Annotated in this window: 15 protein-coding genes; 3 read left to right on the forward strand and 12 right to left on the reverse strand. The window is 73.0% G+C overall.

All coding sequences use genetic code 11. From position 1 onward, the window contains the following. Positions 1-57: 57 nt before the first annotated feature. The 6 genes from IF01_RS0113595 to IF01_RS0113620 form a co-directional block, all read right to left on the reverse strand. Complete coding sequence (locus IF01_RS0113595) at positions 58-1,116, reverse strand: MDR family NADP-dependent oxidoreductase (RefSeq protein WP_030393625.1); 1,059 nt, start codon at positions 1,114-1,116, stop codon at positions 58-60. Next, a complete protein-coding gene (locus IF01_RS0113600; RefSeq protein WP_030393626.1) occupies positions 1,113-2,939 on the reverse strand; it encodes a phytoene desaturase family protein in 1,827 nt (608 codons plus the stop codon). The genes IF01_RS0113595 and IF01_RS0113600 overlap by 4 nt, the downstream gene beginning before the upstream one ends. An 86-nt stretch (positions 2,940-3,025) precedes the next feature. Further along, complete coding sequence (locus IF01_RS0113605) at positions 3,026-4,216, reverse strand: cytochrome P450 (protein ID WP_030393627.1); 1,191 nt, start codon at positions 4,214-4,216, stop codon at positions 3,026-3,028. A gap of 58 nt (positions 4,217-4,274) precedes the next feature. Next, positions 4,275-13,832, reverse strand: coding sequence for a non-ribosomal peptide synthetase/type I polyketide synthase (locus IF01_RS0113610; protein ID WP_078879927.1), 9,558 nt, complete (start codon positions 13,830-13,832; stop codon positions 4,275-4,277). A gap of 257 nt (positions 13,833-14,089) precedes the next feature. After that, positions 14,090-14,968 carry a sterol desaturase family protein gene (locus IF01_RS0113615; protein WP_030393629.1) on the reverse strand — a complete coding sequence of 293 codons (879 nt, stop codon included), beginning with the start codon at positions 14,966-14,968 and terminating at the stop codon, positions 14,090-14,092. 180 nt (positions 14,969-15,148) lie between these two features. Further along, positions 15,149-16,231 carry an Lrp/AsnC family transcriptional regulator gene (locus IF01_RS0113620; protein ID WP_030393630.1) on the reverse strand — a complete coding sequence of 361 codons (1,083 nt, stop codon included), beginning with the start codon at positions 16,229-16,231 and terminating at the stop codon, positions 15,149-15,151. 128 nt (positions 16,232-16,359) lie between these two features. Here IF01_RS0113620 and IF01_RS0113625 point away from each other — a divergent pair, with 128 nt between their 5' ends. Continuing rightward, positions 16,360-17,889 carry an MFS transporter gene (locus tag IF01_RS0113625; RefSeq protein WP_051755296.1) on the forward strand — a complete coding sequence of 510 codons (1,530 nt, stop codon included), beginning with the start codon at positions 16,360-16,362 and terminating at the stop codon, positions 17,887-17,889. Here IF01_RS0113625 and IF01_RS47480 read toward each other — a convergent pair. The 5 genes from IF01_RS47480 to IF01_RS41690 form a co-directional block, all read right to left on the reverse strand. Beyond that, entirely contained in the window at positions 17,818-19,197 is a 1,380-nt protein-coding gene (locus IF01_RS47480) for a hypothetical protein (RefSeq protein ID WP_157855217.1), read from the reverse strand. The genes IF01_RS0113625 and IF01_RS47480 overlap by 72 nt on opposite strands. 425 nt (positions 19,198-19,622) lie before the next feature. Beyond that, positions 19,623-20,102, reverse strand: a complete 480-nt coding sequence (locus IF01_RS0113635) for a nuclear transport factor 2 family protein (RefSeq protein ID WP_030393633.1) — start codon at positions 20,100-20,102, stop codon at positions 19,623-19,625. Between the two features lie 437 nt (positions 20,103-20,539). Beyond that, positions 20,540-20,761: a hypothetical protein gene (locus IF01_RS0113640; protein ID WP_030393634.1), complete on the reverse strand. Its 222-nt coding sequence runs from the start codon at positions 20,759-20,761 to the stop codon at positions 20,540-20,542. Next, on the reverse strand, positions 20,758-20,994 hold the full coding sequence (locus IF01_RS0113645) for a hypothetical protein (RefSeq protein WP_030393635.1): 237 nt from the start codon (positions 20,992-20,994) through the stop codon (positions 20,758-20,760). Before IF01_RS0113645 ends, IF01_RS0113640 begins: the two co-directional genes overlap by 4 nt. Next, the gene (locus IF01_RS41690; protein ID WP_037779740.1) at positions 20,991-21,356 is read right to left on the reverse strand and encodes an ATP-binding protein; all 366 of its coding nucleotides are present in this window, start codon (positions 21,354-21,356) and stop codon (positions 20,991-20,993) included. The genes IF01_RS0113645 and IF01_RS41690 overlap by 4 nt, the downstream gene beginning before the upstream one ends. Positions 21,357-21,608: 252 nt before the next feature. Between IF01_RS41690 and IF01_RS0113655 the strand changes: the two genes are divergently transcribed. Together IF01_RS0113655 and IF01_RS45445 are read left to right on the forward strand one after the other, a co-directional pair. Then, positions 21,609-22,472 carry a helix-turn-helix domain-containing protein gene (locus IF01_RS0113655; protein ID WP_030393637.1) on the forward strand — a complete coding sequence of 288 codons (864 nt, stop codon included), beginning with the start codon at positions 21,609-21,611 and terminating at the stop codon, positions 22,470-22,472. Continuing rightward, on the forward strand, positions 22,465-22,656 hold the full coding sequence (locus tag IF01_RS45445) for a DUF397 domain-containing protein (RefSeq protein ID WP_078879930.1): 192 nt from the start codon (positions 22,465-22,467) through the stop codon (positions 22,654-22,656). Before IF01_RS0113655 ends, IF01_RS45445 begins: the two co-directional genes overlap by 8 nt. On the opposite strand, the gene IF01_RS51540 is transcribed toward IF01_RS45445, so the two are convergent. After that, complete coding sequence (locus IF01_RS51540) at positions 22,625-23,131, reverse strand: helix-turn-helix domain-containing protein (protein WP_078879931.1); 507 nt, start codon at positions 23,129-23,131, stop codon at positions 22,625-22,627. The two genes, IF01_RS45445 and IF01_RS51540, sit on opposite strands and share 32 nt — an antisense overlap. Positions 23,132-23,209: the final 78 nt, after the last annotated feature.

The raw sequence follows: 23,209 nt of genomic DNA on the forward strand, positions 1-23,209 counted from the left end.
CCGGCGGATCCCGGGAGTCCCGGCGGATCCCGGGAGTCCCGGCGGGTCCCGGCCGGGTCAGACCTCGACCAGCACCTTGCCCCGGTTGTGCTCGCGGTCCAGGTAGAGGCTGCGGTAGGCCGACGGGATCTCGTCGAAGCCCTTGTGCACGGTCTGGTGGTAGCGGATCTCCCCGTCCCGGACCAGCCCGCCCAGCTCCTGGTGCATCTGCGCCAACAGCGGCTCGGTGAACCACTCCTGGGCGAAGATGCCGCGGATCGTGGTGCGCGGGAACATGATGTACGGCAGCAGCCTCGGCCCGGTCAGCTCACCGTTCACCGTGGTCGCCCACTGCCAGCAGACCGCCACCCGGCTGTCCACGTTCAGCATCGTGAACACCGCGTCGGTGACCGTGCCGCCCAGGTTGTCGAAGTACCGGTCGACGCCGTCCGGCGCCGCCAGCAGCAGCGCCTGCCGGGCCTTCTCCGCGTCGTCGCCCTGGGTGTAGAGCACCACCTCGTCGAAGCCCAGCTCGCGCAGGTACTCGGCCTTGCCCGGCGAACCGGTGGTGCCGACCACCCGGCCGGCCCCGGCCCGCTTCGCCAACTGGCCCACCAGGGTGCCGATCGAGCCGGAGGCGCCGCTGACCACCACGGTGTCGCCGGGCCGGACCTCCAGGAAGCGGGTGAGCGTGCCCCAGGCCGTCATCCCGGGCGCGCCCATGATGCCGAGCGCCGTGGAGACCGGCAGCCGCTCGCCGTACCAGGACGGGTCGAGCCGGCGGTAGGCCGGGAACACCATCGGGAAGATGCCGGTCGTCCACAGCTCCTCGGCGCCGTTGTGGACGACGTGGGTGCGCCAGCCGCCGAAGCCCTGCACCAGGTCGCCGACCGCGAACGCCGCCGCCGGACCGGCCTCGACCACCTCCATGATCGAGTCGGCGCCCATGTGGTGGCCGATCGGCGTCTCCAGCGCCAGGCCGTTCTGGTACGGGTCCACCGAGACGTACCTGGTCCGGAAGAGCATCTCGTCCGGCCGCAGGTCGATCCGGACGTCCTCCACGACCTTCTCGTAGACCCGGTTGACGTCGGGCACACCGTCCAGGTGCTCCCGGACCACCCACTTCTCGATCCTCATGCCAGGGCTCCCGTCTGCACGTTCTCGCTGTCCTCGCTGTTCTCGTCGCTCTTGCCGCCCTTGCCGCCCTTGCTGCTAGCGGCCTTGCTCGCGGCCTTGCTCGCAGGCTTGCTCGCGGGCGGCACCGTCCGTCGGCCCGGCTCCGCGGGCCGGCCCACCGGGATCACCAGGTGGGTCGGCATCGGGGCGCTCGGGTCGATCCCGGCGGTGAACTCGATCCCGTCGTCCCGGCAGACGAACTGCATGACGTGCCGTCCGGCGGCGGCCGCCCGGATCAGCCCGCCGATGGTCGCCCAGACCCCGGAGAGGTAGAAGTTCGACAGCCCGGGCAGCACCGGGCCGCTCTTCTTGATCTCCTCCTCCACCGTCTCGGCGCCCTCCACGAAGGGGTTCCAGCCGGGGAAGGTGCCGTCGTAGACGCCCGTGTAGCGGACCTGGGTCAGCGGGGTGGACACGTCGGCGACGGCCACCGCGTCCTTGAAGCCCGGGTAGCGCTCGTCCAGGAAGCCGACGATGCCGTTGCGGACCCGCCGTTTGGCCGCCATGTACTCCCGGCCGTGCTTGACCGGCAGGGTGTGCAGCTCCTCGCCGCGCCGCACCCGGGAGGACTGCTCGGGGCCCTCGTGCAGTGCCCGCCAGGGGGCGATGTCGGAGAAGTACGTCGCGAACACCACGGTGGAGTTCTCCGGCGCCAGCTCCGGGTAGTGCCGGGTGCGGAACTGCACGTTCACCGAGGGGCAGCGGATCCCGGTCAGCTCCGCCGTCTCCCGCTCGCCCAGCAGGTGGGTGGTGCACGGGTCGCCCTCGGGGAACGGCTTGCGCAGCCCCAGGAAGAGCGACACGTACCCGGGCGACAGCTGGCCCGGCTCGTCGATCAGCGAGGTGTAGAGCCGCCGGTAGGTGTCGTTGAGGTACTGGCCCTTGAGCAGCTTCATCACGGTGGTGTGGCCGTCGGCGGCGGACACCACGATGTCGGCGCGGAACTCCCGGCCGTCGCTGAGCCGCACACCCACCGCGCGGTCCCGCTCGACCAGGATCTCCTCGACCTTGGCGTTGTAGGTGATCTCGCCGCCGAGACCGAGGTAGCGCTCCTCGATCGACCGGGCCAGCGCGAGCGAACCGCCCTCCGGCACCCCGGCGGCGTGGTTGGCGTGCGAGGCGAGCTGGAAGTAGAACGGCAGCACCGGGAAGGCCGGGTGCTTCTCGTAGAGGATGAAGTTGAACGCCTCGCGCAGCAGCGGGTCGCGGAACCGCTGCGAGAAGTCCGTCATCAGCAGCGTGATCGACTTGCGGATGGTGTTGAAGTGGGGGACGAAGGAGGCCAGCATCCGCCAGCGCTCCAGCCGGCCCATCAGCCCGACCGGCTTGAGGAACGGATAGGCCGCGAGCGCCTTGCGGAAGGTGCGGATCCCGGCGCAGAACTCGCGGATCGGGGCGGCGTCGGCCGGCGAGAGGCCGAGCAGGTGCGCCTCCAGCCGGTCCGGATCGGAGTAGAAGCGGACCTCCCGGCCGTCCCGGCCCCGGACGATGTTGAAGACGTCGAAGTGCCGCATCTCCTTGCCCTGGAGCGCGCCCAGTTCGAGCCAGATCTGGTACATCTCGTTGCCCGGGCCGTTGCCGAGCAGCCAGCTGATGCACCAGTCGAAGGTGAAGTCGCTGCGGTCCCAGCCGGTGCAGGAGCCGCCGGGGATCTCGTGCATCTCGAAGATCCTGGTGCGGTAGCCGTTCATCCGGGCGTAGCACCCGGTGGACAGTCCGCCGAGACCGCCGCCGATGACGATCATCGACTCCCGCCGGGGTGCGGTGTCTTTCTGCCGTGCCATCTCTGGCCTTCCTCGTGGTCCTTGCCTTGCCTGGTGGTGCCTGGCGGTGCCTGGCGGTGGCCCGGTCGGGCCGCCCGCGACGGCGGTCACCAGGCGATCGGGAGCGCCTGCAGACCGTTCACCATCGAGGCCTCCTTCCAGCGCAGTTCGCGCTCGGGGACGGCCAGCCGCAGGCCGGGCAGGCGGGTCAGCACCCGCTCGATCGCCACCTGCAGCTCCAGCCGGGCCAGGTGCGCGCCGATGCAGTAGTGCACGCCGTGGCCGAAGCCGATGTGCGGGTTGCCCGGCCGGTCGAGGACCAGCCGCTCCGGCTCCTCGAACACCTCCGGGTCCCGGTTGGCGGCGGCGGTCGCGATCATCACCGCCTCGCCGACCCGGATCACCACCCCGCCCAGCTCGACGTCCGCGGTGGCGTACCGGGGCAGGCTGAAGCCGGTGAGCAGCGGCACGTACCGCATCAGCTCCTCGACCGCCCTGGGGATCAGCTCGGGCCGCTCCCGCAGCCGTGCCGACTCCTCGGGGTTGACCAGCAGCTGGTGGAAGAAGTTGCCGATCTGGTTGGTGGTGGAGACGAAGCCGGCGATCAGCAGGTCGCAGGCGATGGAGAGGAGCTCCTCCTCGCCGATCAGCCGCTGCTCGCGGCAGGCCCGGACCAGCGTGGTGAGGAGGTCCTCGCCGGGCTCGCGGCCGCGCAGCTCCAGCACCCCGGCCATGTAGTCGATGAACGCCCGCCCCTCGACCGCGAGCACCTCGCCCGGGGTGACGGCGGAGAGCACCGTCTCCGCCCACTCCCAGAGCATCCGGTGGTCCTCGGCGGGGATGCCGAGCACCTCGCAGATGATGGTGGTCGGCATCGGGATCGCGAAGTCCTCGACCAGGTCGGCCGGGGCGCCCGCGGCGAGCATGCCGTCGAGCAGCTCGTCGGCCAGCTCCGCGGCCCGGATCCGCAGCCGCTCCACCCGGCGGGCGCTGAACTCCTTGGCCACCAGCGAGCGCAGCCGGGTGTGCTCGGGCGGTTCGGTGGAGAACAGGCCGGCGCCGGTGCGGGACACCGGGCGCATCCGGGGCTGGTCCTCGCCCATCGCGGCGGCCAGGCTGAACCTCGGGTCGGCGAGCACCGCCCGGACGTCCTCGTACCGGGTGGCCAGCCAGGCGCCGTCGCCGTACGGCATCCGGATCCGGACCAGCGGCTGGTCCCGCAACTCGGCGTAGCGGGGGTCGAGTTCGAGGCCGTTGGGCTCGAACGGGTAGGTCAGCGGCGGGTGCTGCCGGAGCATGGTCGCTTCCGTCTCTCGTGCGGGGGCGGGCAGGCTCGGGGCCCGCCCGGGGGCCGTCTCAGGACGCATGGGTGGCGGCTCCGGTGAGGATCGACCGGGCGAGCCCGGCGTTGTGGGCGATGAACTCGCGGTCGAGCATCTCGGCGTGGGTGCCGAAGCCCTTGAAGACCGCCGTCCGGGTGGCCGAGCTGCCGTGCCAGGCGCCGTCCCGGCCGGCCTCGTACAGCGCGACCTTCTCGTCGTCGGAGATCACGCTGAGCGCGGCGGCGACCACCCCGTGGTTGGGGGTGCGGCTGCAGAACCGCAGGTAGTCCCGGGCCTGTTCGCGGGTCTCCCGGGCGACGGCGGCGGAGCCGGTGTGCCGGTGCAGGTGCTCGGCGAGCTCGGTCTCGAAGGCCTGGAGGTGCTCGTCGGCGAGGTCGAAGGACTCCGGGATCCGGTGCGAGTCCATGATCACCACATTGGGCACCGCGCGGCCGCGCCGCTCCAGCTCCTTGGCGACCTCGAAGGCGAGGTTGCCGCCGAGCGAGTAGCCCAGCAACGCGCACGGGCCCTCCGGCTGGAGCGCCTCGACCAGGTCGGCGTACTGGTCGACCTTGTCGTCCCCGGACACGTAGTTGAAGGCGATCGTGCGGTACTCCGGCAGGTGCGCGGCGAACTGCCGGTACACCAGACCGTGGCCGCCGGCGGGCGGGAAGCAGAACAGCGTCTGCCGCTGCTCCTGGTTGAAGCCCAGGTAGGGCTGGGCGCCCTCGATCCGGCCGGTGATGATGTGCTCCACGGTCTTCGCCATCCCGTGCAGGGTGGTGACCTTGAACAGCTGGCTGACCGGGATGCTGATGTTGAACTCGGCCTGCAGCCCGTGGATCAGCTCGATCAGTCTGATCGAGGAGCCGCCCGACTCGAAGAAGTCGTGCTGGAGGCCGGGCTCCTCGATGCCGAGCAGGGTGCGCCAGTGCTCGGCCATCCGGACCTCGTAGAGGGTGACCGGCGGTTCGGCGGCCTCGGCGGCGTCCGTGCGGGGCTCGGGCAGCGCCGCCACGTCCACCTTGCCGTTGGCGGTGAGCGGCAGCGCGGGCAGTTCGGTGAAGTGGGTCGGGATCATGAAGGTCGGCAGCTGCCCGGCCAGGTGGCGGCGCAGCGCCCGGTGGTCGAAGGTCCGGCCGGGCGCCGGCACGCAGTACGCGCAGAGCACGTGCTCGCCGCCGCGGTCCGCCCGGACGGTGACCACCGCCCCGGCCAGCTCCGGCCATTCGGCCAGCCGGGTCTCGATCTCGCCCAGCTCGATCCGGTGGCCGCGCACCTTGATCTGGGAGTCGGCCCGGCCGAGCAGGTGCACCCCGCCGTCGGCGTCCCAGCGGGCGAGGTCCCCGGTGCGGTAGAGCCGGACCGGCTCGGTGCCGTCGGCGCCGCCGAGCGGCAGGGTGGCGAAGCGGCGCGCGGTCTGCTCCTCGTCTCCGAGGTAGCCGAGCGCCACGCCGGAGCCGCCGATCCACAGCTCGCCGGTCACCCCGGGCGGGACCGGCCGGCCCTGGGCGTCGAGCAGGTGGAAGGCGCTGTTCGGGAACGGCCGCCCGATCGGGACCATCCGGCTGGGCTCCAGGCCGTCCGTCGGCCCCTCGAAGTACGCGCTGTCGATGGTGGTCTCGGTGAGCCCGTAGGAGTTGACCAGCCTGGTCCGCGGGCCGCACAGGGCGCCCAGCCGCCGGTACTCCTCGACCTTCCAGACGTCCGAGCCGACCACCAGCAGCCGCATGAACGCCAAGTCCTGCCCGGTGCGTTCGCAGTGGTCCAGCACGGTGCGGACCACGGCCGGGACGAACTCCGCGGCGTCCACCCGCTCGGTGCGCATCACCTCGTACAGCCGGGCGGTGTTGAACAGCAGCTCCCGGCCGACCAGCACCAGGGTGCCGCCCGAGCACAGCGCGCGGACCACGTCGCCGGTGAAGACGTCGAAGGCGGGGCCGGCCATCTGGAGGTGGGTCCTGGCGTCGGTGTCCAGGCGGTACTCGGACTGCCAGGCCCGGTACGCCGAGGCGAGGTTGCCGTGGGAGACCCGCACCGCCTTGGGGCGGCCGGTGGAGCCGGAGGTGTGGATGACGTAGGCCGGGTCGTCGAGGCCCACCGGCACGTCGGCGAAGCCCTCGCCGTCGGGGTCGTCGGCACCGGTGGTGCCGTCGGCACCGAGTTCGGCGGTGGTGACCAGCCGGGCCGGGAGTCCGCCGAGCCGCTCGCGGTCGTCGCCGACCAGCAGCCCGGCCCCGGTGTGGCCGACCAGGTACGCCAGCCGCTCCACCGGGTGACCCGGATCCAGCGGCAGGTAGGCCGCGCCGGTGCGGAGCACCGCGAGCAGCGCCACGATCAGCTCCGGCGACTTCTCCAGGCAGAGCGCGACCACCGTGCCCGGTCCGGCGCCCAGCGCCCGCAGCCGCACGGCGGCCCGGCGGGAGCGCCCGGCCAGCTCGCCGTACGTCAGCCGGACGGTCGGGCCGGACTCGGCCGGCACCGCCACCGCGGGCGCCGCCGGGTCGGCCGCCGCCGCGCGCAGCACCAGCTCGTGGACCGGCTCGGCGAACGGCACCCGCCGGTCGGCGCCGCTCCACTCCCGGAGCACCACGGACCGCTCCCGCTCGCCGAGCAGCTCCAGCCCGGTGGCCGCCCGCTCCGGCCCCGCCGTGGTCAGCCCGTCGAGCAGATTGACGTAGTGGCGCGCCATCCGCGCCGTCGTCCCGGGCAGGAAGAGGTCGGTGTTGTACTTGAAGACGCAGTGGAAGCGGCGCTCCGCCTCGTCCTCGTAGGCGGACAGGGTGAGGTCGAACTGCCCCTCCTCCTCGGGGAGTTCGATGTACTCGAGGTGGTACCCGTACTTCTCGGTGGCCACCTTGTGGTGCAGCAGGATGAACATCGCCTGGAAGACTGCCGAGCGGCTCGGGTCGTGCTGCAGCCCGAGCTGCTCCACCAGCAGCACGAACGGGTACTCCTGGTGGTCCAGCCCGCCGAGCACGGTGGTCCGCACCCGCTCCAGCAGCTCGGCCACGGTCGGCCCGCCGGCCAGCGAGACGTGCAGCGGCAGCGGGTTGACGAAGTAGCCGTAGACGCCGGCGAACTCCTCGTCGGTGCGACCCGTCACCGGGCTGCCGACGATGATGTCCTCCTGGCCCGCGTAGGCGTGCAGCAGCAGGTAGTAGGCGCTGAGCAGCACCATGAAGACGGTGACGTTGTGCGCGCGGGCCAGCGCGTGGACCCGGGCGCTGAGCTCCTCGTCCAAGACGAAGAACTCGGAGGCGCCGTTGTGGGTCTGCACCGCCGGCCGGGGCTTGTCGGTCGGCAGGCTGAGCAGCGGCACCTCGGCCGGCAGGTGGGAGCGCCAGTACTCCAGCATCCTCGGCGCCTCGCGGCCGGCCAGGAAGGCGTTCTGCCGGTTGAGGAAGTCCAGGTAGCGGGCGGCGACCGGGGGCAGCTCGGGCGCCCGGCCCCGGCGCAGCCCCTCGTAGACGGCCAGCAGCTCCTCGATGAAGGTGAAGGTGGAGATCGCGTCCGAGATGATGTGGTGGACGGCCTTCATGATCACCCAGCGGGCCGGGCCGCGCCGGAACAGCCGGAACCGCACCAGCGGGTCCCGCTCCAGGTCGTACGGTCGGCGGTACTCGCGGACGATCATCGCGTGGATGTCGTCCCAGGCCAGGTGCTCGACGTCGAAGACGTCGAAGTCCGGCTCCACCTCGGCGGAGATCCGCTGCACCGCCCGGCCGGCGTCGAGCGTGAAGTTCGCCCGCAGGCTCGGGTGGCGCTCGACCATCGCCCGGAAGGCCGCCGCCATCAGCTCGGGCTCCAGCTCCACCCGCACCTCGACCGCGCCGCCGATGTTGTAGGCGAAGCCGTCCGGGTTGAGCTGCTTGAGGAACCAGAGCGCCTTCTGGTTGTGCGTCAGCGGGTGCGCGGACTCGTCCTCGTAGCGCTCCACCCCCGCCGCCCCCGGACCGGCCGGCTCCTCGTCCAGCAGCTCGGTCAGCGACTCGTGCAGCCGGGCGACCAGCTCGGCCACCGGGGCGTTCCCGAGCAGCGCCACCACCGGGAGGGTGACCCCGAGTTCGCCGCTCAGCCGGGCGCGCAGCTCCATCGCCAGCAGCGAGTCCAGCCCGAGGCCGCCGAGACCGGCGGCCGGGTCGACCCGGTCGGCCGGCACCCGCAGCACGGTGGCGGCCAGCTCGGTGAACAGCTCGGTGAGCAGTGCCCGCCGCTCCTCCTCGCCGGCCGTCCGCAGGGTGTCCAGCAGCCCGGTCCGTTCGACGGCCGGCGTGGACTCCCGTGCGGCCGCGGCGAGTTCGGTCACCAGCGGCGGCGGGGCCGGGTACCAGGAGAGGAAGACCGGCCAGTCGACCACGGTGGCGACCAGCAGCTGGGCCTTGTCCTGGCCGAGCACCCGCTCCAGCACGGCCATACCGGTCTCCGGGGCGAGCGAGCTCATGCCCCGGCTGTGCCGGTAGTGGTCGATCAGGCCGAGCTCCTCGATCATCCCGGTGGCCCAGGGGCCCCAGTCCAGGCTGAGCGCGGGCAGGCCGAGCGCCCGGCGGTGATGGGCGAGGGCGTCCAGGAAGGCGTTGCCGGCGGCGTAGTTGGTCTGGCCGGCGGTGGTCAGCAGGGAGGCGATCGAGGCGAACAGCACGAAGTGGTCCAGCGGCTCCCCGGCCAGCTGCCGGTGCAGGGCGAGGGCGCCGAGCACCTTGGGGCCGTACACGGTGTCGAAGGCCGACCGGTCCAGCTCGCCGACCAGGGTGTCCCTGACCTGCCCGGCGAGGTGGAAGACGCCCCGGACCGGCGGCCGGTCCAACCGCCGGTACTCGGCCAGCCAGGCGGCCAGCGCGGGCTCGTCGGTGACGTCCAGCGCGGCCGGGACGACCTCGGCCCCGAGCTCCTCCAGCTCGCGCAGGAAGGCCGCCCGCTGCCCGTCCCGGCTCTCCGGGTCGAGCGCGCGCCACGACTCGCGCGGCGGCGGCGTGCTGCGGCCGACCAGGATCAGCCGACGGGCGCCGCGCTTCACCAGGGTGCGGCAGAGCAGTTGCCCGAGCGCCCCGAACGCCCCGGTCACCAGGTAGGCGCCGTCCGCCCGCAGCCGCGGCGCCAGCGGGCGACTGAGCCCCTCGGCGGTCCGGAGCCGGCTGGTCAGCCGCCGGCCGCCGCGCAGCGCGATCTCGTCCTCGTCGGCCAGCGCGAACTCGCGCAGCAGCGCCTCGGCCTCCGCCTCGGCCTCCGCCTCCGCCTCGATGCCTGTGGCGGGGAGGTCGATCAGTTTGCCCTGGTGGGTGGGGAGCTCCTGGTGCCGCAGCACCCGGGTGATGCCCCAGGCCGGGGCGGCGAGCGGCTCCACGGCTTCGCCGGGGGCCACGGCCTGCGCGGCCCGGGTGATCACATGGAGCCGGCAGTCGGGGAGTTCGGCCGCCAGCAGGGCGGCGAGCGTGACCAGGCTGTAGGCGCCGGGGGCGGTGTGGCCGGCCGCGGTGGCGGGGTCGGCGGTGGCGAGCCCGGGGCGGTCGAGGTTCCACAGGTGGACCACGGCGGCCGGGTCGGGGGCGCCCCCGGCCCGCCGGTCGGCGAGCAGCCGGGCCAGGTCCGCGGCCGAGCCCGGCTCGACGGTGGCCGTGCGGCCGTCGGCGGCGGCCCGGTAGCCGGTGCCTGGGCGGACCCGCAGGCAGCTGCCGCCGCGGGCGGCGATCCGCTCGGCCAGGGCGTCCGCGACCCCGCCGCCGTCGGCGAACAGCAGCCAGTGGTCGGGGTGCTCGGCCAGCAGGTCCGGGGCGTCGCCGGCGGCCGGCAGCTCCGCCCAGGCCGGTTCGGCGAGCCAGCCGTCGATGGTGCCGAGGCCGACCGCGGTGGCGGCCCGCTCGACGTCGGCGGCCCGGAAGCCGGTGACGCCGCCGAGCGGGGCGCCCTGCTCCTCGTACACCGCGAGGTCGCCGAGGAGTTCGGCGCCGGCGTCCCGGGTGACGGTGGCGTGCACCCAGAGCGGGCGCTCGCCGACCGCGTCCAGCCGGACCTCCCCGATCGCCACCGGCAGCCGGATCCCCCGGGCGTCCGCCGGCCGGTCGGCCAGCAGCTGGGGCGTCAGCAGGGTCTGGAAGAAGGCGTCCATCACCACCGGGTGCACCTGGTGCCGCTCGCCCTGCCCGGCGACCGGGGCGGGCGGGCGGATCCGGGCGAGTGCCTCGCCGGGGCCGATCCAGACCTCCTCGATGCCCTGGAAGGCGGGGCCGTAGTGGTAGCCGAGCGCGGCGAGTCCGGCGTAGCAGTCCGCCCCGGCGAGCCGGCGCAGCGCCCGCCCGCGGACCGCCTCCGCGTCCAGCGGCCGACCGGGCCGGCGACGCTGGCCGGGGCGGACGGTGCCGACGGCGTGCACGGTGCGCTCGCGGCCCTCGCCGGTGGCGACGGTGAAGGTGCCCTGCTCGGCGCAGAGGGTGAGCCGGACGGCGCGGCTCTCGTCGTCCGGCAGCAGCAGCGCCTTGCGCAGCTCGATGTCGGCCAGGGCGGCGTCCGTCCCGCCGGTGAGGGCGCGGACCGCCTGGACGGCCATCTCCAGATAGCCCGCGGCCGGGAACACCACGTCCCCCTGGATCCGGTGGTCCTCCAGGTAGGGCAGGGCCTCGGCGTCGAGCCGGGCCTCCCAGGCCGGTTCGGCGCCGGGCAGCCGGCGGCCGAGCAGCGGGTGGTCGACCAGCCCCTGCCGGACCTCGGCGACCGCCCTCGGCTCGACCCAGTGCCGGTCGCGCCGGAACGGGTAGCGGGGCAGCGGGACGATCCGCCCGGCGGGCTGGAGCACCGACCAGTCGACCTCGACACCGAGGTTGTGGAGCGCGGCCAGCGAGGTGGTGAAGGTGGCCTGTTCGTCCTCCTGGCGGCGGATCGAGGGCAGGGTCCGCGGCTCGGGCCGGTCGGCCGTGCCCGGGTGGGCCTCCACGGTCTCCTGGATCGAGCGGCCGAGCACCGGGTGCGGGCCGATCTCCAGGAACAGGCCGTAGCCGTCGTCGGCGAGCCGCTCCACGGCCTGCCGGAAGCGGACGCTGTCGCGGACGTTGTGCCACCAGTACCCGGCGTCCAGCTCGGTGCCGCGCGCGGTGCCCTCGCGGCCGGTGAGGTAGAGCGGGGTCTGCGCCGGGCGGGCCTTGATGTCGGCGAGCGACTCCAGCAGCTCGTCCTTGATCAGGTCCATCCGGGCGCTGTGGTAAGGGACTTCGACGGTCAGCGGACGGGCGAAGACCTGCTCGGCGGTGAGCGCGGCGGCCAGTTCGGCGAGGGCCGGGGCGTCCCCGGCGAGGGTGAGCGCGGTGGGGCTGTTCACGGCGGCGACCGAGACCGCGCCCCCGTACGGGCGGATCCGGCGCAGCGCCTCGGCCTCGGTGAGCGAGACCGCGAGCATGCCGCCGGTGCCGGCCAGCTCCTGCTGCAGCCGGCTGCGGTGGAACACCACCTTGACCGCGTCGGCGAGGTCGTAGACCCCGGCCTCGTAGAAGGCGGCGACCTCACCGGTGGAGTGGCCGACGATCGCGTCCGGCCGCACGCCACGGCTGCGCCAGAGCGCGGCCAGGCCGGTCTGGACGGCGAAGTTGGCCGGCTGGGCGAGCCAGGTCTCGGCCATCCGGGAGTCCGCCTCGTCGGCGGTGAGCTCGTCGATCAGGGACCAGCCGGCCAGCTCGGCGAGGTGCTCGGCGCAGGACTCGACGGCCTCCCGGTAGACCGGTTCGGTGGCGAGGAGGCGGCGGCCCATCGCCCACCACTGCGGGCCCATCCCGGTGAAGACCCAGGCGAGCCGGCGGTGCCGGGCCTCGCGGCGGTGGCCGGTGAGGACCCGGGGGTGCGGTTCGCCGCGCAGATGGGCGGTGAGCGCCTCGTCGAGCGAGGCGCGGGCGGCGTGCTCGCGGGCGTCGTAGACCACCGAGAGCCGGGCGTCGTGGTGCTGGCGGCGGTGGGCGAGGGTGTGGCCGAGGTCGGCCGGGCGGGCCGGGCTGCCGCCGCGGACGCCGGCCAGTTCGGCCTGGACACCGGCGGCCAGTTCGGGCAGGGCGGCGGCCTCCCTGGCGGTCAGCGGCAGCACCGTCCAGCGCGGGCGCCCGGCGGCCGGTCCGTGCCCGGTGCCCCCGGCAGCGGCGGTGGCGTCGTCGGCGGTGGCATTGTCGGCGGCGCCGGCCGGCGCGGGTACGGACACCGGTGACGGCTCCGGTGACAGCTCCGGTGACGGCTCCGGCGCGGCCTCCAGCAGGACGTGGGCGTTGGTGCCGCCGAAGCCGAAGGAGTTCACCCCGGCCCGGGCCGGGCCCTCGTGCTCCGGCCAGGGGGTGACCTCGGTGGGGATCTCGTACGGCAGGGCGGCCGGGTCGATCGCCGGGTTGAGCCGCTCCAGGTTGATGTGCGGCGGCACGGTCCGGTGCTTGAGGGCGAGCGCGGACTTGATCAGACCCGCCAGCCCGGAGGCCGACTCGGTGTGCCCGATGTTGGTCTTGACCGAGCCGACGTAGCACTTGTCGCCGGGACGGCGCCCGACGGCGAGGGCCCGGGCCAGGGCGCCCGCCTCGATCGGGTCGCCGACCGGGGTCGAGGTGCCGTGCGCCTCGACGTACTGGAGGCTGCCGGGGACGATCCCGGCCTCGGCGCAGACCCGCTCGATCAGGGTGACCTGGGCGTCCGGGTTGGGCACGGTGATGCCGTTGGTGCGGCCGTCCTGGTTGACGCCGCTGCCGATGACCACGGCGTGGACCGGGTCGCCGTCGCGCAGCGCGTCGGAGAGCCGCTTGAGCGCGACCACCGCGACGCCCTCGGCCCGGACGTAGCCGTCGGCCGACGCGTCGAAGGTGCGGGAGCGGCCCTGCGGGGAGAGGAAGCCGCCCTTGGTCTCCGCGATCGTGTACTGCGGGGCGATGTGCAGCAGGGTGCCGCCGGCCAGGGCGAGGTCGGTCTCGCCGCGCTGCAGGCTCTGCACGGCGAGGTGGACGGCGACCAGGGAGGAGGAGCAGGCGGTGTCGAGGGAGACGCTGGGGCCGCGGAAGTCGAAGCAGTGCGAGATGCGGTTCGACACCATCGTCATCATGGTGCCGGTGGCGGTGTGCGCGGCGAGGGTGTCGAAGGAGAGGTCCGAGAACTGGACGATCTTGTAGTCCAGGGTGAACGCGCCGACGTAGACCCCGACCTCACGGCCCGCCAGTTCGGCCGGCTTCTGCCCCCCGTCCTCCAGCGCCTCCCAGGCCACCTCCAGCAGTTTCCGCTGCTGCGGGTCCATGTGGTCGGCCTCGCGGCCGCTGATGCCGAAGAACGCCGGGTCGAACTCGTCGAAGCCGTCGATGTAGCCGCCGCGGCCGCCGACCAGCCGGCCGGGCTTGGCCTTGTCCCGGCTGCCGAGGGTGGCGACGTCGTAGCGGCTGCGCGGGGTCGGGGTGATGCAGTCCTTGCCGTCGAGGAGGTTCTGCCAGTAGGTGCGGTGGTCGCTGGCCCCGCCTGGCAGGCGGCAGCCGATCCCGATGATCGCGATCTTCTCCCGACCGGCGCCCGGCGCGGCGGACGGGCCGCCGGGGACGGGGCGTTCGGAGGGTTCGGGGAGGTCCGGGGAGGTGACGAAGCGGGAATCCGTCATACGAGTCGAGTCCTTGGGTCGCTGCGTTCGCGCGCGCTGGCGGGCTGCGGGAGCGCCGCGCGCGCCGGGGGACAGCGGCCGCGCGCCGGGTTCCGGGCAGGCCGGAAGCCGGGTCGGCCGAAGGGGCGAGCCGGTCGGGAGGAGCGGTGGGGACGGGCCGGTGGGACAGGGCTGGGGCGGGACGGCGGGGCAGAGCATGGACGGGACGGCGGGGCAGGGCGGGGACGGGACGGCGGGGACGGGACGGCGGGCGCGGCTCAGGTGGTGCCGGTCGGGGAGCGCTCGGCCCGGGCGGGGCGGTGCCAGGCCTGGAGGTGGCTGGCGACCACCCGGCCGGTGGCCGGGAAGTCGGCCGGATTCGCCAGCCCCACCGCGAGCGGCCGGCGGCCGGGCCGCCAGGTGAAGCTGCCGAACACGTGGTCCCACACCGACAGGTCGGAGCCGTAGTGCCCGGCCTCCGACAGATCGGTGCTGTGGTGCAGGCGGTGCTGCTCGGGACCGGCGAGCACATGGTTGAGCGGGCCGATCCGGACGTCGATGTTGGCGTGCACGAAGTAGCCCTGGGCGACGACGAACAGGCCGACCACGAACACCGTCGGCGCCGAGAACCCGGCCGCGGCCAGCGCCAGCTGGACGGCGCCCTGGGTGAGCAGCACGTCCAACAGGTGGTTGACCCCGTTGTTGCCGACGTTCACCTTGTCGGGCACGTGGTGGACGCCGTGCAGCCGCCAGAGCCGCGGACTGGTGTGGCACCAGCGGTGGACCAGGTAGTTGGCCAGCGATCCGAGCAGCAGGGCGGCCGGGATCTCCACCCACGGCGGCAGCGCCGACCGGGGCGGGGCCAACCAGCCGACGAGGGCGGCCACGGGCACCTGGGAGAGTGCCCCGCCGATCATCGTCAGCAGGAAGTAGACGCCGTACCAGCCCCACTCGCGCACGCTCGGAGACCATTCCGGTTCGTACGGAATCAAATGTTCGAGCAGGGACATGAAAGCGATCACGCCGAGCAGGAACAGCTGGTTCACCCGGTCGAGGTCCCAGCGCAGACGCAGGGCCGCGACGGCTATCCCCACCAGGGTGACCAGCAGGAACGGGTAGGCGACGTGGCGCAGCACGGTTCGAAGCCGCTCGCCCATGACGACCCCCTTCGCTGTCCGCGGTCGAACAGTCACCAAAAGTGTTCGTTCAGATACTAAGGGCGGTCCGAAGTCATAGCGAGGCATTTTCGAGGGGAATCATGGAATTCTCGATTTGTCTGATGATCTGTAGACAAATAATTAGCCAGAAGCCGCGAGAATCCGGCCAGCGGCGAGCTTTTACGGATTATTCGATGACGGCATGATCATCCCGGCACGTTTGACGCTCCGGAGCAGCGGAGCCGTCTCCACCGCGACCACCCCCTCCAGCTCGCCCAGCCCCTGGGTCAGGTAGTCGTAGAACGCCCCGGTGTCCCGGCAGACCAGCCCCGCCACCAGGTTGCTCGGCCCGGTGGTCGCCGCCACGAAGCCCACCTCCGGGTGCTCCGCCATCGCCCGGCCGACCGCCGCCAGCCGCCCCGGCGCCACCGTGAGCCAGCAGAACGCCTCCACCTCGAAGCCGAGCGGGCGGGGATCGACGTCCACGTCGAAGAAGAGCAGCCCGCCGTCGACCAGCGCGGCCAGCCGCCGGCGCACCGTCGTCTCCGGGCTCCCGGACGCGGCCGCCAGCGCGGCCAGCGGGGCCCGCCCGTCCACCGCGAGCGCCGCCAGCAGCGCCCGGTCCAGCCCGTCCAGCCCGTCCAGCCCGTCCAGCACGTCAGGAACATCCGGAACGTCAGGAACGCCCGGGACATGCGGAACGTCAGGAACGCCCGGGACATGCGGGAGGCCCGGGGCCTTCGCCGCCGTCGGCCCGGTCCCCGCCGCGGCCCGGAGCCGGGCGATCTGCCCGTCGGTCAGCGCCGAGGTCCGCCCGCTCCACGCAACCTGGCCGCCGACGTAGGTGCGCAGCAGGTAGTGCGCGGAGACCGACAGCACCCGCGGGCTCCGGGGCAGGGCGCCGAGCAGCAGTTCCTCGCGCTCCGGCCGCAGCCGTGCGCGGGCGTTGCAGACGATCTCGCCGCCGGACAGCAGACTCACCCAGGAGGTGTCCGGCCGCCGGGCCAGCGCCTCGGCGAGCGGGGCGGCGGCGTCGGGCACGCACCGGATCCGGGTCAGCCAGTCGACCTGGCCGAGCAGCCGGGCGTCGGTCCGCCCCACCACCCGCACCACCCCGGCGGCGCGCAGCCGCTGGTAGCGGCGGGCGACCGTCTGGTCGGACACCCCCAGCACCTCGGCGATCCGCCGGAACGGCGCCCGGCCGTCCACGTGCAGGGCGTGCAGCAGCGCCCGGTCCAGTCCGTCCAGCGTCACGGTTTCCACCAGCCGGATGGTAGGCGGTGTCGAGATCCGCCGGAAAGGCCCCTGCGAGCGGCGCGGGAGCGGCCGCCGGACCGAGAGTGACGGGGCGTCCGGCCGCAGTGGCCGGGCCTGGACGAGGGGGAACGGGGATGCGCACATGGGGACCGCTGGTGGCGGTCTGCCTCGGGGTGTTCATGCTGCTGACGGACGTCAGCATCGTGATCGTGGCCCTGCCGGACATCGGCGCGGGGCTGGACATGGACTTCGACGGACTGCAGTGGGTGCTCGACGGCTACGCGCTGGCACTGGCCGCGCTGCTGCTCGGCCTCGGCGCCCTCGCCGACCGGGTGGGCCGGCGGCGGGTGTACACGGTGGGCCTGGCGGTGTTCGCGCTCGCCTCGCTGGCCTGCGGCCTCGCCCCGGACGGCGCCACCCTGGTGGGAGCCCGGATCGTCCAGGCGGGCGGCGGTGCGGCGATGTTCGCCACCGCGATGGCGCTGCTCAACCTCTCCTACCGGGGCCGTGACCGGGCGGTGGCCTTCGGCGTCTGGGGCTCCGTCAGCGGCGCGGCGGCGGCCGTCGGGCCGGTGGCCGGCGGCCTGCTCACCGAGTACCTGGGCTGGCGGTCGATCTTCCTGGTGAACCTGCCGCTCGCGCTCGCCGCCGTGGTGCTGGCCCGGCGGACACTGCCGGAGTCCCGCGACCCGGGAGCCCGCCGGCTCGACCTGCCCGGCGCCGCGTCCTTCACCGTCGCGGCCGGGGCGGCCGTGCTGGGGCTGATCCGGGGCGGGACGGACGGCTGGACCTCGCCCGCCGTCCTGGGCGCCGGTACCGCCGCGGTCGTGGCGCTCGCCGTGTTCGCGCTGGTCGAACGGCGCAGCGCGCACCCGCTGCTGGCGCCCGCTCTGCTGCGCCGACCGGCCTTCACCGGGGTCCTGCTGTGCGGCGCCGTCTACTCGGCCACCGCCTTCTCCGGCCTGCCCTACATCTCGCTCTGGCTGCAGTCGGTGCTCGGCCTCGGCCCGATGGCCGCCGGGCTGACCCTGCTGCCGATGAGCGTCGTCGCCTTCGCCGTCCCGGCGCTGGCGGGCCGTCGGCTCGCCGCGCTGCCGGTCGCGGTGCCGCTGGCGGGCGGCCTGGCCGTGATCGGGCTGGGCACCCTGCTGCAGGGCGCCCTGGACGGCTCCTCCGGCTGGACCGCCCTGCTGCCAGGCCTCGCCCTGACCGGCCTCGGCATCGGCGCGGTCAGCCCGGTCCTGGCGTCCGCCGCGATGGCGGCCGTCCCGCCCGAGCGAGGCGGCATGGCCGGCGGCGCCCTCAACACCTTCCGGCAGCTCGGCCAGGCGCTGGGCATCGCAGTCCTCGGGCTGGTCCTGCACGGGGGCCTGCGCGACGCCCTGGCCGGCCACCCGGCGGCCGGGCCCGACCCGGACGCCACCGCCGGCGCGCTGGCGTCCGGCCGGCCCCCGGCCGGGCTGCCCGGGGAACTGCTCCGGACCGCCTTCGCCACCGGCCTCGACCGCACCCTGCTGGCCGCCGGCCTCACCGCCCTGGCGGGCGCCGCGCTGGTCGCGGTGCTGCTGCGGCGCCGGCCGGAGCGGGCGGGGTCACCGGACGACCAGTCGCCAGCGGTCCTCGAGGCCCCAGGTCCGAACCGCCACCAGACTGCCGGGCGGTAGTTCCACCGGCTCGTGCCGCCGCCGACCGAAGGTGCTGGTGGCGCCGAGCGGCTTCAGCCGCTCGTCCAGCACGGTCGCCTCCGCGAGCCCTCCGTGCCACCGCCCGGTCCGCACGGTCAGCCGCCCCGGCGGCCCGGCCCAGCGGACCACCTCGGCGCCCCGGCCGGCGAGCCGACGGTCGAAGGCGGGCACCGCCGTGAGCGGGACCACCTCCAGCCGCCACCGGCCGCCGCTCTCCACCCGGACCTGCTCGGGTTCGCCCGGCTCCGGCGGGCCGCCGACCGGCATGGCGCCGCCCCACTCCCCCGGGCTGCCGTACCCGGTCGCGATCCGCCGGCCCCCGGCCTCGACCGTGACGGACGAGGCCGTGTCCGCGAGCGACCAGGCCCGCAGTACCGCCGGGGGCCCGGTGTAGGCCAGGACGTCGTGTCCGGTGCCGTCCGCCCGGCCGGTCAGCTCACGGGCGTCCTCGACCGGCAGCAGTTCCAACCGCCACCTGCGCCGGCTGCGGATCACCTCGCCCCGGAACGGGCCGAGCGCCCGCCGGGCCGGGTCGGCGGGCACCAGTAGCCGCTGGACACCGTTCCGCGCCATGACATGGACGAACGCCAGCCTCCCACCGGCGTGGTCCTCCAGTCCCAGCAGGACTCCGTCCTCGGTCTCGACCTCCAACAGGGCCGGACCCGCCCCGTCGGGCCACGCGAATACCTCGCGGCGGTCCCCGATACCGTGCCGCACCGTCTCCGTCGACGGTGGCAGGTCCGCCGGACGGCCGGTGAGCGACCAGTCCTCCCCCTGCTCGACCACCAGCAGCTGCCGGCCCTCCAGCAGCAGCGTCCAGTTGTCCGACCGGTACAGCTTCCCGGCCCGGTCACCGGTCGCCAGCACCTCCCGGCCGCCGTCCGCCGTGGGCCGGACCAGCCGGAACAGCTGGGCGTCGTTCGTCGAGGAACGGTGCGTGACGTCGACCAGCACAGTGCCGCCCGGGTGGACCAGCACCCGGGGACCGACGCCGGTGACCCGGCCGGTCAGCTCGGCCGCCTCCGACGGATCGTGGAGCCGCAGCTGCCACCGGCGTGGGCCGGTCACGGTGATCCGGCGCAGCTCGTCCTGCCTCGCCGGGGGGACCAGCACGCTCCAGGCGCCCTTCCCCCGGTGGAGCTCGGTGCCGTCCGCCCCGCCCGCGAGCACGGTGATCTCCTCCAGCCCGTCCACCGCCACGGTCAGTACCACCGTCCGGGCCGGGGTCGGGTAGTCGACCTCCACCGTTCTCCCGCCCCGGGCGACCCACTCCGTCCGTTCCCCCATCGCTACCTCCCCTTCGACGGCAGTGTCGCCACCGGGCGGCGACGGGCACCACCCCGCGGACGTCACAACCCCGCTCCACATCAACCGGCCGCACCCGGCTTGCCCCTCGCCCGGCCCGAGCCAGGGGCCGGCGCTCAAGTCGGAGGCCGGGCGGAGTGGAGAGTCGATGAGGCCGACTTCCTGTTTCTGGGGCTTTCTTCGGTGGTTCCCTTGCCGTCTGCAAGGGAACCACCGAACCCGAGCCACGCCGCCGGTGAAATGGGGATTCGGAGCGGCCGACTTCCCACTCCGCATCGCCCGACCTCAGCCGGTTGCCCCGACAGCGGCCAGCCACGGCGGTCGCCACCTTCCCATTGAGGAAGGGACGTTGGCCGACCACGCCCTGCGCGGCTGCTCCCGCTGTTCGGGCCGCGAAGCGGTTCCCGTCAGGTGCGAGGCGCGGTACCGGAGGGGAGTCGCTCCGTGTCGGCACCGAACGGAAGGAAGACGGTTCGAGTGGCGAGGAGCCAGCTGCCATCGATGTTGTGAAAGGTGTCCTCGTAGTGACCCACGTTCGCCGGGAGGCGGGGCTCGATGATGCCGCCGGTGTAGCCGTCGACCCGATATGTCGTCAGATACGAAACTGCGCGAGCCTTCGTCGCGGACTCGACCGTGACCAGGATGTTCGTCATCAGGCGACGCGAGAGCCTGTCCGAGGGGCGCGACGCGAAGTACGCACCCAGGGCCTCACGACCCTTGATGCGGCGGTCGCCGTGAGGCCAGTACCAGACGCCGTCAGGCGTGAACAGTTCAGCCACCGAACTCGGCTCACCGAGGTCGAGGCGGTGGATGAAGTCCACGATGATCCGCTCGCAAGCGCGTTCCGCGAGCAATCGGTCGATCGGGGTAATGATCTTGTCGTCCATTCCCTCTTCCTAGCAGCTGGATCGGGTAGCGGAGCAGCGGTTTTCCGGCGCCGTCCGGCACCACTGCCGAGTCGACTCGGTACTTCTCGCTGCGGACCCGGCCGGCCTGAACCTTTCTCCGGTGGCTCCCTACGCTGGGCAAGGATCCACCGGAGCACGGCGCGGACCCTCGTTGGGTCCGGTGAGAGCTGCTGAGCTGCACCGGCAAAGACTGGGAGCGGAGCAGGAAGTCGAACGGGCCGACTTCCTGCGCCACCGGAACGCCGCTGTCTGTGGGCACAGCCGTTCGCCGACGCTGTTCCTCGGTGTCGCCGACTTCCTGTTCCTGCACGCTCGTTCGGTCGCTCCCTTGCTGCTCGCAAGGGAGCCACCAGGGCCGGGCCGTGTCACCGGGTGGAGTGGGAGGTCGGTGGGTTCGACTTCCCACTCCGGGAGGGTTACTGGGGTATGCGGGTGCGGGGTTGCCGGTCGGCCTGGTGGGCGGTCCAGGTGTGTTCGGTGGTGCCGTCGGGGAGGGTGTGGGTTTCCCAGTGGCCGTGGCGGGTGATCGGCGGCGGGGGCGGGCCGATCTTCAGGGCCGTGACGACACCGGTGATCACGGTGGCGATGGCGAGGGCGAGGAGGACGGCGAAGGCCGCGCCGACGAGGAACCTGCTCACTTGCGGGGCACCTCGCGGAGCAGGGCGAGGAGGTTGAGGAGGGTGGAAACGGGGGCGTCGCCGAAGTCGACGAGGAGGCGGCCGTCGATGGTGGGCTCCGCCGCCACGGCGGCGGAGCCCCAGCGCAGGCCGTGGGGTCTGCCGCGTTCGTGGAGTTCGAGGAGGAGGGCGGTGACCTCAGGTTCGGTGTAGGTGCGCAGGTAGGGGTCGTGGGGGTCGACGGGGGCGTTCACGCGGCGAAGTCCAGCTCGAACCAGACGACCTTGCCGGTCCTGGTGGGGTCGACGCCCAGCCGGTGGGTGAGGGCGCGCACGAGGTGGAGGCCGCGCCCGGAGACGGCGTAGGGGTCGGCGGAGATGCGGGGCTCGGGCAGGTCGGGGCAGTCGTCGCAGACGGCGACTCGGAGGATGGTCGGCCGCAGGGAGACCAGGACGGCCGGGGCGGGGCAGCGCCCGTGCCGCCAAGCGTTGACGAAGAGTTCCTGGAAGGCGAGCTCGGCGTCGGCGATGGCGTCCGGCCGCCAGCCGGCGGTGTGGAGGACGGAGCGGAGTTCGGCCCGGACGGCGGAGCAGTCGGGCGGGTTGCAGGCACGCATGGCGAACCTCCAAGGGGAGGGGCAGGGAAGGGGGAGGAACGTACGCCGAAAGCGGGCAGCAGGCGCCTACCGCCGCAGGGAACAGGCGTTACTGACGATCCATCGGATCGACCTGACGGGACCATATCTCAAGCCCGTGGGAAATTTTCCATGGACCCGAGATATTCCCTCTACCGTGGTAACTCCGGCCGTAGATGGACCCACCTCCGATGGGCGCGGCAGACTGTGAACACCCCGGCACGGAAGGACCCCATGGCACGACCGAACCCCACCCTCCGCCAACGCAGGCTGGGCGCAGAGCTCCGCAGAATGCGCGAGCAGGCCGGCTTCGGCGGCAGCCAACTCGGCCGCTCCGTAGGGATGAACCCGGCTCAGGTGACGCAGATGGAGACCGGGAAGATCGGCATCAGCGTCGACCGCCTGCGCACCATCGCGGCCGCCTGCATGTGCACCAATCAGCCTTTGATCGACGCCCTGGCGGAGATCATCACCGAACGAGGCAAGGCCGGCTGGTGGGAGTCGTACCGGGGCACGCTCTCCGAGGACTTCCTTGAGATCGCCGAGCTGGAGGGTCACGCCCACGGGCTTGCGACCTACACCATCACTTTCATCCCCGGCCTGCTCCAGACAACCGGCTACGCCAATGCGGTCTTCTCGCAGGCCTATCCGCCCATCCCTCGACGCGAGATCGACCTCAGAACCGCCTTCCGAATCCAGCGCCAACACACCGTTCGGTCCGGCGAAACAAAATACACGGCGTTCATCCACGAGACCGCACTCCGCATACAGTTCAGCGGCCCGCAGGTCCGCGCCAACCAGCTTGACGCCCTCATCGAGGACTCAGAAGTCCCTGGTATCACCATTCGAGTTCTACCGTTCGACGTCACCGGACTGCCAAGCCCCATCGACAACTTCACCTATGTCGACGGCCCTATCCCGGAGCTCGACACAGTGCAGAGCGACACCGGCTTCGGAGTCCGGCATCTCGATACGCCTGCCCATGTCGCGAGATTCCGGTCCATCCTCGCCCGGATGGCTTCCATGGCACTTCCCGCAGATGAGTCACGAGACTTCATCCAGTCCGTGAGAAAAGAAATGAACAACAAACATGACTAACGGCACATGGCAGAAGTCAAGTCGCAGTGGTTCCCACGACGACTGCGTTGAAGTTCGAACTTCGGACGCGCTGATTGAGCTCCGCGAGTCTGACGACGGCGAGACGATTCTCCGCACTACCCCCGCCGCCGCAGCAGCCCTCCTCCGCGCCATCAAATCCGGCGAACTCGACCACCACGCCTGACCCTCAGCACCCCGGCGTCCCCTCGCTCGACCCGAGCGAGGGGACGCAACCACGCCGCTCGGACCCGGTATCCGACCCCCTCAGGCGACCCGGAGGAACAGCGCCTGCGTCCCGGCCGACACCACCGGCTAGCGACCCCGTTCCGGGCCGGGCGTCCGCGCCACACCGGCCCGTCCGGATCCATTTCCACATCCACGAGCGACACGAAGTGCGCACGAATGCACTCTTCGGCGGCATCAACCCGGCCCACGAGAGGGATTCCTCGGCCAATTCCGACACCGGTCCGGCCGTAAAGATCCATCGCCCCGGTGAACAACTCATCTCCGGAGCCGAAGGAGTGGTGGAGGCCGCCTTCGACTACCCCGATCGCCTCGGCGAGATCGGCGGCCGAGGCGCCGGCATAGCCCCCGACCCTGAACGCCTCCATCGCCCGCACGACGACAACATCCGGCCCGAAGCCCTTCGGCCTGCCCATGCCGCCGCCGTAGCCGGAATGTGAACCATGGGCCGAACACTTTGCAGGGCGGCCTGAACTGCCCGCTCCCCCTTGGCA

Source organism: Kitasatospora purpeofusca (assembly GCF_000718025.1).
Taxonomy (GTDB): Bacteria; Actinomycetota; Actinomycetes; order Streptomycetales; family Streptomycetaceae; genus Kitasatospora; species Kitasatospora purpeofusca.

Coding starts and splice junctions, on each gene's coding strand:
- IF01_RS0113595 (WP_030393625.1), bottom strand. CDS start 1,116: ATGAGGATCGAGAAGTGGGTGGTCCGGGAGCACCTGGACGGTGTGCCC.
- IF01_RS0113600 (WP_030393626.1), bottom strand. CDS start 2,939: ATGGCACGGCAGAAAGACACCGCACCCCGGCGGGAGTCGATGATCGTC.
- IF01_RS0113605 (WP_030393627.1), bottom strand. CDS start 4,216: ATGCTCCGGCAGCACCCGCCGCTGACCTACCCGTTCGAGCCCAACGGC.
- IF01_RS0113610 (WP_078879927.1), bottom strand. CDS start 13,832: ATGACGGATTCCCGCTTCGTCACCTCCCCGGACCTCCCCGAACCCTCC.
- IF01_RS0113615 (WP_030393629.1), bottom strand. CDS start 14,968: ATGGGCGAGCGGCTTCGAACCGTGCTGCGCCACGTCGCCTACCCGTTC.
- IF01_RS0113625 (WP_051755296.1), top strand. CDS start 16,360: ATGCGCACATGGGGACCGCTGGTGGCGGTCTGCCTCGGGGTGTTCATG.
- IF01_RS47480 (WP_157855217.1), bottom strand. CDS start 19,197: ATGGGGGAACGGACGGAGTGGGTCGCCCGGGGCGGGAGAACGGTGGAG.
- IF01_RS0113635 (WP_030393633.1), bottom strand. CDS start 20,102: ATGGACGACAAGATCATTACCCCGATCGACCGATTGCTCGCGGAACGC.
- IF01_RS41690 (WP_037779740.1), bottom strand. CDS start 21,356: ATGCGTGCCTGCAACCCGCCCGACTGCTCCGCCGTCCGGGCCGAACTC.
- IF01_RS0113655 (WP_030393637.1), top strand. CDS start 21,609: ATGGCACGACCGAACCCCACCCTCCGCCAACGCAGGCTGGGCGCAGAG.
- IF01_RS45445 (WP_078879930.1), top strand. CDS start 22,465: ATGACTAACGGCACATGGCAGAAGTCAAGTCGCAGTGGTTCCCACGAC.
- IF01_RS51540 (WP_078879931.1), bottom strand. CDS start 23,131: ATGGGCAGGCCGAAGGGCTTCGGGCCGGATGTTGTCGTCGTGCGGGCG.